Source organism: Hoylesella timonensis S9-PR14, from assembly GCF_000762405.1.
Lineage (GTDB): Bacteria > Bacteroidota > Bacteroidia > Bacteroidales > Bacteroidaceae > Prevotella > Prevotella timonensis_A.
Map to the genome: position 1 here is coordinate 40,085 of NZ_JRPQ01000006.1, position 13,940 is coordinate 54,024.

At 42.8% G+C, this 13,940-nt stretch carries 10 protein-coding genes; 2 read left to right on the top strand and 8 right to left on the bottom strand.

What is annotated here, in order from left to right:
- From HMPREF9304_RS00585 to HMPREF9304_RS00595, 3 genes are read right to left on the bottom strand one after another with little or no spacing between them, the layout of a single operon-like run.
- Entirely contained in the window at positions 1–807 is an 807-nt protein-coding gene (locus HMPREF9304_RS00585; protein WP_036925698.1) for a glycosyltransferase family 2 protein, read from the bottom strand.
- 45 nt (positions 808–852) lie between these two features.
- Positions 853–1,647: an alpha-1,2-fucosyltransferase gene (locus HMPREF9304_RS00590; RefSeq protein WP_036925700.1), complete on the bottom strand. Its 795-nt coding sequence runs from the start codon at positions 1,645–1,647 to the stop codon at positions 853–855.
- Positions 1,644–2,615 (bottom strand): lysophospholipid acyltransferase family protein, encoded by a 972-nt coding sequence (locus tag HMPREF9304_RS00595; RefSeq protein ID WP_036925721.1) that lies wholly within the window; start codon positions 2,613–2,615, stop codon positions 1,644–1,646. The genes HMPREF9304_RS00590 and HMPREF9304_RS00595 overlap by 4 nt, the downstream gene beginning before the upstream one ends.
- 114 nt (positions 2,616–2,729) lie before the next feature.
- Between HMPREF9304_RS00595 and HMPREF9304_RS00600 the strand changes: the two genes are divergently transcribed.
- The gene (locus tag HMPREF9304_RS00600) at positions 2,730–3,878 is read left to right on the top strand and encodes a glycosyltransferase family 4 protein (RefSeq protein WP_036925702.1); all 1,149 of its coding nucleotides are present in this window, start codon (positions 2,730–2,732) and stop codon (positions 3,876–3,878) included.
- Positions 3,879–4,402: 524 nt separating this feature from the next.
- Here HMPREF9304_RS00600 and HMPREF9304_RS00605 read toward each other — a convergent pair.
- Both HMPREF9304_RS00605 and HMPREF9304_RS00610 read right to left on the bottom strand, forming a co-directional pair.
- Positions 4,403–6,397 (bottom strand): LTA synthase family protein, encoded by a 1,995-nt coding sequence (locus HMPREF9304_RS00605; protein WP_036925704.1) that lies wholly within the window; start codon positions 6,395–6,397, stop codon positions 4,403–4,405.
- Positions 6,398–6,427: 30 nt separating this feature from the next.
- Positions 6,428–8,260, bottom strand: coding sequence for an ABC transporter ATP-binding protein (locus tag HMPREF9304_RS00610; RefSeq protein ID WP_036925706.1), 1,833 nt, complete (start codon positions 8,258–8,260; stop codon positions 6,428–6,430).
- A gap of 274 nt (positions 8,261–8,534) precedes the next feature.
- Between HMPREF9304_RS00610 and HMPREF9304_RS00615 the strand changes: the two genes are divergently transcribed.
- The gene (locus HMPREF9304_RS00615) at positions 8,535–8,999 is read left to right on the top strand and encodes a MaoC family dehydratase (RefSeq protein ID WP_036925707.1); all 465 of its coding nucleotides are present in this window, start codon (positions 8,535–8,537) and stop codon (positions 8,997–8,999) included.
- A gap of 133 nt (positions 9,000–9,132) precedes the next feature.
- Here HMPREF9304_RS00615 and HMPREF9304_RS00620 read toward each other — a convergent pair whose 3' ends face one another.
- From HMPREF9304_RS00620 to HMPREF9304_RS00630, 3 genes are all read right to left on the bottom strand, one after another.
- Positions 9,133–9,924 (bottom strand): DUF3108 domain-containing protein, encoded by a 792-nt coding sequence (locus HMPREF9304_RS00620; RefSeq protein ID WP_036925724.1) that lies wholly within the window; start codon positions 9,922–9,924, stop codon positions 9,133–9,135.
- 80 nt (positions 9,925–10,004) lie between these two features.
- Complete coding sequence (locus HMPREF9304_RS00625) at positions 10,005–12,050, bottom strand: Ig-like domain-containing protein (RefSeq protein ID WP_036925726.1); 2,046 nt, start codon at positions 12,048–12,050, stop codon at positions 10,005–10,007.
- Positions 12,051–12,072: 22 nt separating this feature from the next.
- Complete coding sequence (locus tag HMPREF9304_RS00630; RefSeq protein WP_036925708.1) at positions 12,073–13,608, bottom strand: GH3 auxin-responsive promoter family protein; 1,536 nt, start codon at positions 13,606–13,608, stop codon at positions 12,073–12,075.
- Positions 13,609–13,940 lie beyond the last annotated feature (332 nt).

A 13,940-nucleotide genomic window follows, 5' to 3' on the forward strand; every position in this document is an offset into this window, starting at 1 on the left:
TTATCTTTCATACTTGTCCAAACCATTCTTGCACCATGTCAGTCGTTCTCTTTGCACACGCTCCAACTCTGCCAAATGTCGTCCCTCGTTGCTCTTAGATGCCTCTGGATGATAGAGATGATACACATTACCACCCATTTTCAACGCTCGCTTGTGCACACCAGCATAATGCAATCGGAAAGCCAACTCGCCGTCCTCGTGTCCCCATTGCAACAAGTCTTCGTTATAACCATTTACCTTGAACAGGTCTGAACGCCAAAAAGCCATGTTGCATCCTCGCAGGTGGTCTATCTTGCGTGCATACCTATCTGCTAAAAAGGTGCGCAAGCACCTTGACCGAAAACTATTAAGAACAAAGCTCAAAGGCAATTTCAAGGGATTTAACTCAAACTTCTGTTGAGACAATATCTGCTCACTTATCTCCTTGTCGAGCTTCACTCGAGAACCACAAACGAAGCAATTGGGCTGGCAGACCTCTAAGTGGTCGCTCACAAAGTAAGGTGACAGAATAACATCACCATCCACTTGTAACAAATAGTCGCCCGAAGCAGCCACGATAGCTTTGTTCATGATTTCTGTTCGCCGAAAGCCTTTGTCTTCATGCCACACGTGTATCACAGGCACACTACTTTCCTTTTTCAGCTGTTCTATCACTGCCCGCGTATCTTCTCCTGACCCATCATCGGCTATAATAATTTCATCTGGCAACACAGTTTGGGCAAAAATGCTGCGCACACATAGGTTCAATGCTTCCTTCCAATTATAGGTAGAAACAAGGAGAGATACTTTGGGATTGGTTGTTTCCATGTTGTTGTTCACAAAGTTATTGATAAAACGTCTTTCATGAAGGCTTCACACGCTCATATACACATCTTCAAAATGCACGAAGTCATTGTTTTCTAACGATTTATTTGCATCCATAATCCAATATAGGGGGATGTCTCGATAGAACGATGCCCATAGAGAGAAAGTGCTTTTTACGCCCATGAGATAATCGCACTGGCTAAGCAATTGCAAATCTTCGATACCAGAACCTTTTGAAAGATACACATTCGGGCAAGCCTCACGATACTTGTTGATATCCAACCGTGCATCGTTGGTACAGATAAACACATTGATTTTCTGTTGGGGATGTAATGCTTGAAATTCTTGGATAAGTCGTACATATACCTCATCTCCAAAGAAATACTTTCCTCCCTGCCACGTTTTATAGTCACCTCGACGTATATGGACACCCAAGTTGATATCGGCTTTTGGATGTTTTTGCATCCAGTTGTTCACCTTCTGCTGAATGGCAGGCTTGATACAGAATAGTTGTGCTATCTCCGACCGATACTTCCGAAACAATTCGTCATACCTACAACCCCAACCGCCACACGCAATGAGGGGGGCTTGTGCAAACTTGCGGTCTATTTCGGGAGTGTTATCGCCCATGATACAGTCCACTAAACGCAGCCGTATCAGCAGCTTTGCCAGCAGATAAGTCATCGGACGGTGATACCATTTCTTGCAAATAGCGAAATAACGATATTTATACGAGAAACGCATGGAGATGACTTTAACCCCATGCTCACGCCCGAAAGCATACAAATGCGCATATTGCAGAATGTTATTGCACATCTGCCCGTAACCTTTTACCAATATCATGGCTGTGACTCCTTCTCTCTTTTTTCAGACATTATCGTTTCTAAATCACGCAAATCTACCCTCCCTGTCAGCGCATCGTACCGTAAGTTGAACTCTTCTCTGGTTCGCTTCCAACGGTTATGGCTCCATAGATAGAGGTTTGGGTCATGCTCTATACTGGCTTGCAAACATTCAAAATAGCGGTCGGTTAGCTGGAAATCAGCCCATGTCTGCGGTGTTGTGGTGATTAACTTGAACTCACAAGTATAATATCCACGCCGTTCACGCCGCACATCGGCATAAAATACGGCTTGTCCCAAGCGTTTTATCATGCGCTCCGTACCCGTCAGCACAGGTGTATCTTGATGCATGAAGTCAACCCAATGGTGTATGTTGTTCCAAAAAGGCACCTGATCGGAGATATATCCCAAGACGAGCGGAATATTTTTCTGTCGATATTCCACCACTTTTCTCAACGATTCTGACATCGAGATGCACACGGCTCCTCGTTTTTCACGCATGTGCTTCACCATTTTGTCAAACCATTTATTCTCCAAGGGATGGTATATCTGGGCACATTGTGCTTCATTAGAAACCCAAAAAGGGAGCGAGGTAATCCATTCCCACTGACCATAATGCCCCAAATAGATAGCCGCAGACTGCCCTTTTGCTATCACTCTGTTGACTTCCTCCGTACCGATAAATTGCATTCTTCGCTGCATTTGCCGCTTACTCATCGACATCATCTTGAGCGTTTCCACAAAGTAATCGCACAACCAATGATAGAATCCTCGTATCATAGCCTCTTGTTCCGCCGCTGAAGAATGCGGAAACGATGCCATGACATTACGATGTACCACCTCATACCTATAATGCATCAGGCGATAGAGTATGAGATAAATAATATCAGATGCCACATAAAGCACCCTCAACGGTAGCATGGACAGCAGATAGGAGATGCCAAAGCCTAACCTGTAAAGTAGATTCATGCAAAGATATTTGGTGACAAATATACGCATTTCACCCCTTTCCTCCAAGTTTTTGTTTCGTTTAGTTGTTTCATTGGCTATTTTCATCTATCTTTGAAGTTCAAACAGCTTGTCATGAACCACTCACAATTACTGCACATAGGCTTTGATGCCAAACGAATTGTACGCAACAAAACAGGATTGGGTAACTACAGTAGAACCTTGGTAAAAAACCTTCTTCACGCCCAAGACCTTGACTTGGACATTCGTCTGTATGCGCCCAACGAAGGAAACGAAGAGTTGCGCAACCAAATTCCTGCGCAACCATGCGTGCGCTATGTTTACCCCACTGGCAAAAAACATCCACTATCGCAAGCTTGGTGGCGATTTACGGGCATCGTTAATGACCTGAAGCGCGACCACATCGACCTCTATCATGGGCTTTCCAACGAGTTGCCACGTGGCATCAAGGCATCGGGTGTAAAGGGTATTGTGACCATCCACGACCTTATTTTCCTGCGCTTTCCAAAATATTATCATTGGTGGGATGTGCTGATTTATCGTTATAAGTTTCGCATGACCTGTCGCGAAGCCACACATATTATTGCCATTAGCGAGTGTACCAAGCGAGACATCGTGAAATACGGACACGTTTCGCCCGACAAGATTACGGTCATCTACCAAGACTGCGACGAGGTATTCAAACTCCCTTGTACTGAAATACAACTGCAAGAAGTTCGGGAGAAGTACCATTTGCCCACTCGTTTCATCCTCAACGTGGGCAGCATTGAAGAGCGCAAGAACGTACTGCTGGCAGTAAAGGCACTCAAGGACATGCCCACCGACATTCATTTGGTGGTGGTGGGCAAGTCTACACCCTACACAGAGAAGGTGAAAAATTATATTGCACAACACCATCTGCAAAGTCGCATCACGCTGTTGCACCATGTTCCCTTTGCCGATTTGCCCGCTATCTATCAGCTGGCTGGGTGCTTTGTCTATCCCTCTCGCTACGAAGGTTTCGGCATTCCTATCATTGAGGCTATACACAGTGGACTACCTGTCGTGGCTTGTACAGGGTCTTGTCTGGAAGAAGCTGGAGGAGCAGAGTGCTTATATGTTCATCCCGATGACGTCCAAGCCATGCGAGAAGCATTGCTAACTTTGTTGAACGATATGGACAGGAGTGGTCGTATAGCTCGAGCCAAGGCATATGTGCAACGATTTGACACCGAAAACGTAACTCGCCAGCTCATCAATCTATACAAAAAGTGCATGAAATAAATGCCCCTTTTTGTCCTAAAAAAATACCAAAAAACGGTCAGAAAAAATCTTCAAAATAGACGAAGATACGCCCCATTTTTGTTCACAAATGTTGCTAAAACAACTCAAAATATGCGCTGATTTTGTTAAAGCAATGGGTGAATGCCCTTAAAGTAATACTTTTGGAGTGCTGTAAACATGGGATAAGGGGCTTATCAACATGACTTAACGCCCTTAAAGCATTGCTTTAGCGACTAAAACAAAGGAAAGAAAGGCGACGTTATCTGTACTTTTCAAGATAAGTAACTCTTATTCTGATACTTACAAAACTCTTCAAATACTGCGATATTTGCGAGCAACTTATCATCTGCGTGAAAATATTGAAGTTATAGAAAGCCTTTTGTTAAGTTTTTTGACAGTTTTGCAGGGTGTTTTTTGGGGCTTCAATCACCATGCAAAACTTCAAAAAAAACGCTATCCTTCATCACCTCACGACTCCATGCAAAGAGTTTGTACACATCAAATCACGAATTACAACTGTATAACTATGGCATCAGCTTGTCGTGTACCATTCTGTACATATATTGCCAAATGATAGCTTTTAGCTCATGCTCCATCTGTGCTTGCTCTTTCACCTTTCCCAAGAGGTTGTGCTGCATGAGCTTGTCGTCTAATCGATAGATGGCTTTAGTGTGTTGTCCATCAAATTGCAGCACGTAGCCATATTTACAATACTGATAAATACCGTTGAGATAGTTCACAGCATATGTCTCTTTCATGGGGGTTGTCATGAGATCGCAGCCAAAAGAGAGGAAAGGCTTGTTGTAGCCCAGTATGCTGAGCACTGTTGGCAATATGTCTATTTGCTGTGCAATGCCTGGATAAATGCCTGACTTAACCTCGCCCGAGGGGTCGAAGATGACGATAGGCGAACAAAAACCGCCAATATCGGTCTGATATTGCTGATGATCGCACAGGTTGGTATGGTCGCTGGTCAGCACAAAAATCGTATTCTTGTACCAAGGTTGCTTCTTTGCGGTTTCGAAAAACTTACCGATAGCCATGTCAGTATAGCGAATACATTTGTGTATCACAATGCCCTCTTCTGGATATACCTTCTTATATTGATCAGGAATCACATAAGGTGTGTGGCTTGTCACAGTAAAGCAAGCCGTCATGAAAGGCTCTTTTAGCTCGCCAATCTTCGTTGCCCAATACTGTAAGAATGGTTCATCCCAAATGCCCCAGTGTCCATCAAAGTCGGCATCTCCGCCAAATCGCTTGTCTGCAGCATAGTCTTGTCGTCCGAAGTATTGCTGGAATCCTACTTTGTTAGCAAATGCCATAAATCCCATGCTACCACGATTCGCCCCATGGAAGAAAGCAGTGTGATAGCCTTCCTTGCCCAAAAGTCCTGCCATACTGGTGTAATTGTTCATCGAAGCGGGCGACAACACGAAGGGTTCTTTGAACATTGGAATACCACAAAGCACAGATGGCATTCCGTCGATACTCTTACGACCGTTACAATAAGAATACTGGTAGGTGGCACTCTGCTGAATGAGTTTGTCTACATTAGGGGTATATCCCTTATAATTGCCATTTTCTAAATCCTTGTTCAGAGCACCAATGTACTCTCTTCCAAAGCTCTCAACAATGAGTACCACTACATTCTTCTTTTGGAACGGATGGGTAGAGACAGGACGATGAATGGGTGAGAACACTCGTTCGGCAGCTTCGAGGTTTTCAAAGTAAGGTGGCACCTCGAATACGTCTTTTCCAATGGTGCGGATAAGCGCAAAGGGTGTGTTGAGAACAATGGCACATTCGGTGGGTCTGTTGACATATTGGTTGGCATTGTTCACGGTTATAGGGCGAATACCCGACTCAAGTCCACCTCTACAAGCACCTATGGCAAGCGGTGTAATGGCGAGTAATAAGAGCAACTGCACCACTCCGAAGCCGATACGACTGCCCAGCGTGGCATAATAAGTGTGGTGGGTGCGTGGTATGAGATAGAGTTTCCACATCAACCATACCACTGCAATGGCGAGCAATAATAAGTACCAATGTCCCCATAGCTCGCCCCAGAACACATCCAGCAAGTTGTTCTCGTTGCTGAACTCACGAAATACGCTCGTAGTAGTACGACGCAAGGTGTATGGAAAATACACAGCATCGCAAAGATTGATGACCAAAGTAAGCGTATTGACGACCACAAAGACCCATTTGCACAATAGATGATAGTCTCGACGTTCTTTCATCCACAAAGGGAAGAGCATCATGACGATGTACAAGGAGTTGGTGTAGGTGATGGCAGAACGGTCGAAAATATAGCCACCCCAAAACCATTCGCCCACTTGGGAAAAGGATAAACCTTCAGAGAAATAACTGAAATTCTCTAAAAGGAATGCCACCCGGGCAATGAGATACACCACAAACGCCATAAAGATATTCACCACTAATGACGCAAATGGTGCCAAGTACTGTTTAGCTCTTTTGCTTTTAGACGATTCAACGCTGTATTTCATCTTTTCCATTTCGCTCTTTAACTTTCGTTTTTCTGTATGTCATCGTTCCTGCATATCGTGCAGTTTCTTGTAATAGCCATCTTTGTTCATGAGTTCTTCATGCGTACCACGCTCTACAATGCGCCCTTCGTGAAGCACACATATTTCATTGGCGTGCTTGATAGTAGACAGTCTGTGTGCAATTGCCACCGTTGTGCGTGTGCTCATGAGCTTCTCCAGCGCATCTTGCACCATGCGTTCGCTCTCGGTGTCAAGCGCACTGGTAGCCTCGTCGAGTATCAAGATAGGTGGATTCTTCAAGATAGCACGTGCAATAGACACACGCTGACGCTGTCCACCACTCAATCTTCCGCCTCGATCTCCAATGCAGGTATCAAATCCATCTTCTGACTCCATAATGAAGTCATAAGCATTGGCAATACGAGCTGCTTGCTCTACCTCTGCTTGCGTGGCATGGTCGACACCAAAAGAGATGTTGTTATAAAACGAATCGTTAAATAGAATCGCCTCTTGGTTCACATTCCCGATGAGTTGTCGCAAGTCATGAATACCCAAATCACGAACATTGATACCGTCAATCAATACCTCGCCCTCTTGTACATCATAGTAACGTGGTATCAAATCCACCAAAGTAGACTTTCCACTTCCACTCTGTCCCACCAATGCTACCGTCTTTCCTTTAGGTATCACCAAGTTAATATGTCGCAACACCCATTGCTCTCCATACCTAAAAGATACATCACGGAACTCGATTTGATGCTTGAATTCCTTGATAGGAACAGGATGTGGAGAATCTTGTATGGTGACTTTCGCATTTAATATCTTGTCTACTCGCTCCATCGAAGCCAATCCTTTCATGATGCTGTAACTGGCTTTTGATAGTTCTTTCAAAGGATTGATAATACTATACAGCATCACCAAGTAGTAAATAAACGTAGGACCACTGAGCGTTTGTTGGTTGAGTACTAAGGTACCACCAAACCACAGCACGATGACAATCATCACTGTACCTAAGAACTCGCTCATGGGATGCGCCATTTGCTGCCGCACATTGACTCGAAGGATATGATTGCGATAATCACTGTTAATCTTATCAAACCGCTTATTCATCTTTTCCTCGGCGCAAAAGGCTTTGATGATGCGCAGTCCTCCCAACGTTTCCTCGACCTGACTCATTGTGTCGCTCCAGAGACTTTGTGCCTTGATGCTATTTTGTTTAAGTTTACGACCAACAATCCCCATTAACCATCCGAAGATAGGAACAAACACAATGGTAAACAATGTGAGCTCCCAAGAGATTATAAGTAAGGTTGCAAAATAGGCAATGATGAGGATAGGATTCTTGAAGAGCATATCTATCGAAGCCATGATAGAGTTTTCCACCTCCTGTACATCACCACTCATACGAGCAAGGATGTCACCTTTGCGCTCTTCAGAGAAGAATCCCAGCGACAAACTGGTAATCTTGCGGTACAACTGATTGCGGATATCACGCACCACACCTGTACGAATCGGCATGATAGTGGCAGAAGACAGAAAGTATGCTGCTGTCTTTAGAAAGGTCATGAAAGCCAAAAACAAGCCTATCAGCAGCAAGGTGGTCGTAGAACCATAGGTATCAATCATCACCTGAACGTAATAATTGGCATTATTAGCTAACACACGGGGTAAATCTTTAATGGCTTCAGGCCAAGGCATGAGTGTGGTTACCTGCACTTGATTCACCTTAAACAGAATGTTAAGAATGGGAATGAGCGCCGCAAAAGAAAAAATATTCAATACTGCTGACAAGATATTGAATAAGACGGACGCCCATAAATAACGTTTGTAGGGTGGCACGAAGCGCCTAAAAACTTGTATAAACTCTTTCATGAAATTGCTAAAACTAATGCTGTGAGAAGTAAATAATCTCTGCGGTATCATGCAAAGGTAAGCCATTTATTGAAAAATGACAACTTTAACGTTATATTTTTGGTTAACAAGCAGTTTATGGATGCGTGCCAACAACCATTGTTTGTGTGATTTGTCTAATTAAATTGCTTTTGCTACCTTTGTATCATGAAACCATCAAATACGATGCTAAAGGGAACAATCCGCATATAACGGTTCGTTTCATAGCGACGTATTCACAACAAATGAGCAGTATATGGAAAAAGTAATCATCAATTCTTACGAAGATTTTGCCAATTACTTAGGCAAAGACTTAGGTGCATCCGAATGGTTAGAAGTAACGCAAGACCGCATCAATCTATTTGCAGACGCCACTTTAGACCATCAATGGATTCACGTAGACGAAGCGCGTGCACAAGTAGAAAGCCCCTATAAGAGCACCATTGCGCACGGTTATCTTACCTTGTCTCTATTGCCACACCTTTGGGAACAAATCATTGAGGTGAACAACATCAAGATGTTGGTCAACTATGGTATGGATAAAATGCGCTTTGGACAGCCTGTTCTTACTGGTAGTCGTGTAAGGATGACCGCCAAGTTGCACGCCATTAGCAACCTACGTGGCATTTGCAAAACAGAAATCAACTTCAAAATAGAAATCGAAGGACAGCGAAAACCTGCCATAGAAGGAATTGCCACCTTTTTATATTACTTTATATAAGCAAATAAAAAAGGAACTTTTCGGCAAAAGCTACCAATAAAATCACTGCAAATAAAGAGAGGATGAACGACGAAAAAGGCCAAAGAAGGAAGCTTGTCTTTTGACCTGAATGTTCATCTCTCGTATTTCGCAGTTAGTTTTTTACGCCTCTCTTCCCCACCAAGAAAGCCTTTGCCGAGCCAAAGCGCAAGAACATGTCTAACCGTACGGGGATATGATTGGTGTCATCGGTAACGAAAAAGTCGACAATCTTCTTATACGAATTGTCTTCTTTTTCCATATATGACAATTGTAAACAACGATATTTTTTCCCATCATCCGCTTTGACGTTTGTTTTCCCATGATATTTTAACATCGCAGGCATCGACTTTTCACCGTCAACCATCGTAAAGCGATAAGCGTAGCCTTTCCTCCACTTGGACACATCGAACGACCTTGCACGTAAAAAGATATTCAACATATCGAACACGCATTCGTTCTTGTAGCCCTGTCTCCATAGATGCTCACCACTACTGGTTATCTGATGTTGCTTGACATAGACTTTCTTATTGGGATAAGTATAAAAAACTTCATCTATATAATAACGTGAACCTTCTTGTGCAGCTTTGCGATAGTACTGCGGTGCCAAGTTAAGCGAGGTATAAGCTTGTAACGTATCACGCAATACAAAGAGATGATCCGCCTTACGATTCCCTCTGGTAATTAATGAAGCGCGATAACTTGGTTGTCCTTTATAATTGGAACGTACCACGGACATGGAAGCATTTCCCACCTTCACCCATACGAATTTCCAATTAAAATAAAGATTGTAGGTAAGAAGTTCACCAGAAGTAAAAGCCGTGTTCTTCATATCACACTGTGCTTGTACAGCGACTGATGAGACCAATAATAGTAATAATAATGTGATTTTTTTCAATAATTTCATATTTGTTTGTTCCTTATTTTTGTACCTCTGCGATAGATTTGCAACGTCGTGATTCTTCATCAGAATAACACTTCGTGATGTTATTTCAACATACCAGGTACATATTTTTTACCTAAGTCGAGGGCACGCTTGGCATTTCTATTCTGAATTTTGCGTTGCTGCTCGCCTTTTTGTTTGGTGATTTGTGCAGGCTTTTGCTGATACAGAGGCGTCTGGGCGAGATTCCAAGTTTCATTAAAGTCCCATTTTGCACGACATGTAATCTTCTTTGGATAATAATAAACTTCTTCGGGCTGCCTATTCTCATCATAATTCCCCGTGTCCCAGCGACCATTTCCATTCGTATCAACAAACAAACGCGCATAATAATCGCCCGGTTTTACATAAAAGAATTGTGCTTCACCATTGACTACAGGCGCCTGCTTCACTGGTTTATCCGATGTATCAAGCAACTGAACCACCATGGGCGCCTGCTTTGCGCCCGCAATGGTTAATAGAATGGTGCTTAACTCATTATTCGATTGAACAGAAAAGCCTTGTTTCTTCTTCGTTGATGCCACTCCATAGATATCAATAAAAGCGGCACTATCAAGTTCAAGACTATACTCTATCCCTGGACGCCACTCACCTCGCAAGACATAGTCGCGCGTATGTTCCAAATAAGCCTTATTGAGAGCCTTCACGGTAGTATCTCGGTGTTGTTCAAATTCATACGGAGAGACGTACCAAAGCGTGTCATGTTTGGCATAAAGATGTATCTTGGACGTGTCAATCTTTGCCAAAGGAGTTTCAAAATGAAAGCTTACATTCTTATCAGCCGTCATTGCCGAGCCAGCGGTAACTTGTACATCCAAGTTTTCTTTTGGCATAATAGAGTCGTAAGGCTCGCCTCTTTTTTTAGCTTTCTCTTGTTTTTTTGTCCACTCATCTATCTTTTTCTGTTCCAATTTTAATCGCTTTGCATACGGAATCTTAGACAATAACGAAACAGTATCCACTTGTTGAAGCAGATGTCCCAGAGAATCGGTGGCTTGATAGCTTAACTGAACCTCTAATGTGTCTTGATGGATGAGTGTTGTATCACGTAACCAATACGTCAAGGTGTCGCCTCGAGGGGTCGACTCCATGATGAAAGCATCCTTATCATTAAAGTTAAGACCTTTTATTTGCGGGAGTTGGTCACTACCATAACTAAAAAACAGCGAAAAGAAGTTTGGCTCTTTACGCTCCGTCTTAATGAGATAGCGATTTGTCTGTATCTCGGTGAAAGCCCTCAACGTAATATCATCTGGCAAGAAATGTGTATAATTCACTTGCAGAATATTCTTGATATGGAGCGAATCTGCCCAAATCGTATCTTGTCGAATATCAGGTTTAGAGCTTGGAGTAATCAGGTCATGCGTGAAAGCCAATTTCTCACTTTTCTGATTATAGAAGTAATTTCCATCTACATCCTGCAAAGCGTAAATACGATAAGTGCCGGGAGCAATGCCACGAATGGTGAATTTGCCACGACTATCGGTTCGAGACACGCGCAACATGGGCTTATGTCGGAAGATAGAGTCGCTATGATCGGCATAAAGACCTACCAAGATTCCCTTAATAGGCTCTAAATTTTCGGCTTCCAATACATAACCACTTACCTCCATGGTATCAATCTTTGAACCTGTTGAAAAACTATAAGTATAATTTCCCAATGGGTTACCCTCGTTGTTATCCGAAATTGCATCGCTAAAGTCGACCGTATAAGTGAGGTCTGGCTTCAAAGAATCTTTCAGTTCCACCACGATTCGCTTTCCTTGCGACTTGATTTCGGGCGATTCTATCTGTGGAGGAGAGATGACAACCTTCTCTGTTGGATTGTCAATCTTAATAAATTCGTCAAACTGTATGTATATTTTCTTATCCGTGACATGTACAGAACCCTCCTTAGGTGACGTACTGACCACTTTTGGAGGAGTCTCGTCGTACCATCCTCCATCGGGACTTCCCATGCGAGCACAAGACATCATCATGGAAGAGAAAAGCCACAAAAGGAGAACATACCATGCTGCGCTAAGCGAGAGCACCTTGCCTGCATTGCAATGAAGTGACTTTAGGTAATTGAAAAAGTACAAATGACGCATTTTCATTCAGTATAAATGAGAATTATCCCTTAACAAGATTTTGTTCAGAGGTATTGAGTTCGAGCAATTCCTCAATAATCTTTCTACTATTAGACAAACGTGGAACCTTGTGCTGTCCACCCATTTTCCCTTTCATTTTCAGCCAATCATTAAACAAATTGGTGCGTGCCACGATGATATCCAAATGTTGCAGTGTGACATTGTGAAAACGTTTGGCTTCGTAGTCACTATTTAATTCCTGCAAACGCTTGTCTAAGATAGACGCAAATTGTTGTAAACTCTTTGGTTCTTTGACAAACTCAATCAACCATTGGTGTCTACATTTGGCATTACTGTCCATATATACGGGTGCTGCGGTGTATTCTGAAATCTCTGCACCCGTCTGCTCGCACGCATAAGCCAACCCTTTTTCTGCATTGTCCATAATCAATTCCTCACCAAAGGCATTGATGAAGTACTTTGTACGACCAGTAATAATGAATTTATAGGGATTTTTTGAGGTAAACTTCACAGTATCACCAATCATATAACGCCACAATCCAGAAGATGTAGAGATGAGCATGGCGTAGTTTTTATCCAGCTCAACGCCCTCCAATGGTACGACTGTGGGGTCTTCCTTTACCCCAAATTCATCCATCGGAATGAATTCATAGAACACATCATAGTCCGTCATTAAGAGCATGGAAGAATCATCTAAGTCGCTTTGTATGCCAAAGAATCCTTCGCTGGCATTATAGGTTTCCATGTAACACATCTGCGGAGAGGTGATGAGCTGCTCATACTGCGGGCGATAAGGTGTGAAAGGGATGCCTCCATGGAAGAAAACTTCAAGGTGAGGCCACACTTCTTCCAAATGCGTCTTGCCACTTAATTCCATCACTCTCACCAACACAGACAGCATCCAAGAGGGAACTCCTGAGATATTCGTTACATTTTTATGTAATGTTTCCTTTGCAATACGGTCTCGTTTTACTTCAAAATCTTGCAAAAGTGCCGTAGACTTCTTCGGCACACGCATCACATTGACAAGAGGATTGATATTTTCTATTAGGATTGCACTAAGGTCTCCTACTAAAGAGTTGTGTACATTATAATTTGGAGAGTGGCTTCCTCCTAATATTAAGGCTTTTCCGTCAAAGAGCCGACTATCAGGACGATTGAGAAGATAGAGCGCTACTGTGTCTTTTCCTCCTTGATAATGGATGTGATGAAGTGCCTCGTTGGACACGGGTATGAACTTGCTCTTATCATTAGTAGTACCTGACGATTTGGCAAACCACTTCACTTGACCGGGCCACAACACATTCTCTTCCCCATGTCGCATGCGGTCAATGTCACTTTTCAGTTCTTCATAAGTACAAACAGGCACATTTTTTACATATTCCTCATACGACCTTATACTTCCAAAGAGATGGCTACGCCCATACTCTGTATCTTTAGCCTGCTCCAACAGGTTCATCAGTACCTGCTGTTGCATTGATTCAGTGTGTCTGGCGCATCGTTCAATCTCTTTTTGACGCGACAGAAAGAATTGGCTTGCTATACTTGTTAGCCCCATTTTATTATCGTGCAGTTTATCAGTTTAATATGCAAAAATAACCTAATCTTTTGTAACAAACGCACAATTCACGTATTTTAAGACACATGGCACACGGGGTTCTCCCTATTATAAATAGGTGGTTGACGGCGAAAAACCATCTTTTCGTTTTGTTTCAACAACAGCCTTTAGGAATGAAACGCATGGCACGGCTTACCTCATGCGCTTCTTTTGCTTCTCTTCTTGTAACAACCATGACGCTTCAATTTTATCATTTTTAGATAAAGAAATGCGATGTTTTTGTCCTGTTATTTTACCAAAAAACGGCCATCTAAAATCTTCAAAATAGAAAA

Coding starts and splice junctions, on each gene's coding strand:
- HMPREF9304_RS00585 (WP_036925698.1), bottom strand. CDS start 807: ATGGAAACAACCAATCCCAAAGTATCTCTCCTTGTTTCTACCTATAAT.
- HMPREF9304_RS00590 (WP_036925700.1), bottom strand. CDS start 1,647: ATGATATTGGTAAAAGGTTACGGGCAGATGTGCAATAACATTCTGCAA.
- HMPREF9304_RS00595 (WP_036925721.1), bottom strand. CDS start 2,615: ATGAATCTACTTTACAGGTTAGGCTTTGGCATCTCCTATCTGCTGTCC.
- HMPREF9304_RS00600 (WP_036925702.1), top strand. CDS start 2,730: ATGAACCACTCACAATTACTGCACATAGGCTTTGATGCCAAACGAATT.
- HMPREF9304_RS00605 (WP_036925704.1), bottom strand. CDS start 6,397: ATGGAAAAGATGAAATACAGCGTTGAATCGTCTAAAAGCAAAAGAGCT.
- HMPREF9304_RS00610 (WP_036925706.1), bottom strand. CDS start 8,260: ATGAAAGAGTTTATACAAGTTTTTAGGCGCTTCGTGCCACCCTACAAA.
- HMPREF9304_RS00615 (WP_036925707.1), top strand. CDS start 8,535: ATGGAAAAAGTAATCATCAATTCTTACGAAGATTTTGCCAATTACTTA.
- HMPREF9304_RS00620 (WP_036925724.1), bottom strand. CDS start 9,924: ATGAAATTATTGAAAAAAATCACATTATTATTACTATTATTGGTCTCA.
- HMPREF9304_RS00625 (WP_036925726.1), bottom strand. CDS start 12,050: ATGCGTCATTTGTACTTTTTCAATTACCTAAAGTCACTTCATTGCAAT.
- HMPREF9304_RS00630 (WP_036925708.1), bottom strand. CDS start 13,608: ATGGGGCTAACAAGTATAGCAAGCCAATTCTTTCTGTCGCGTCAAAAA.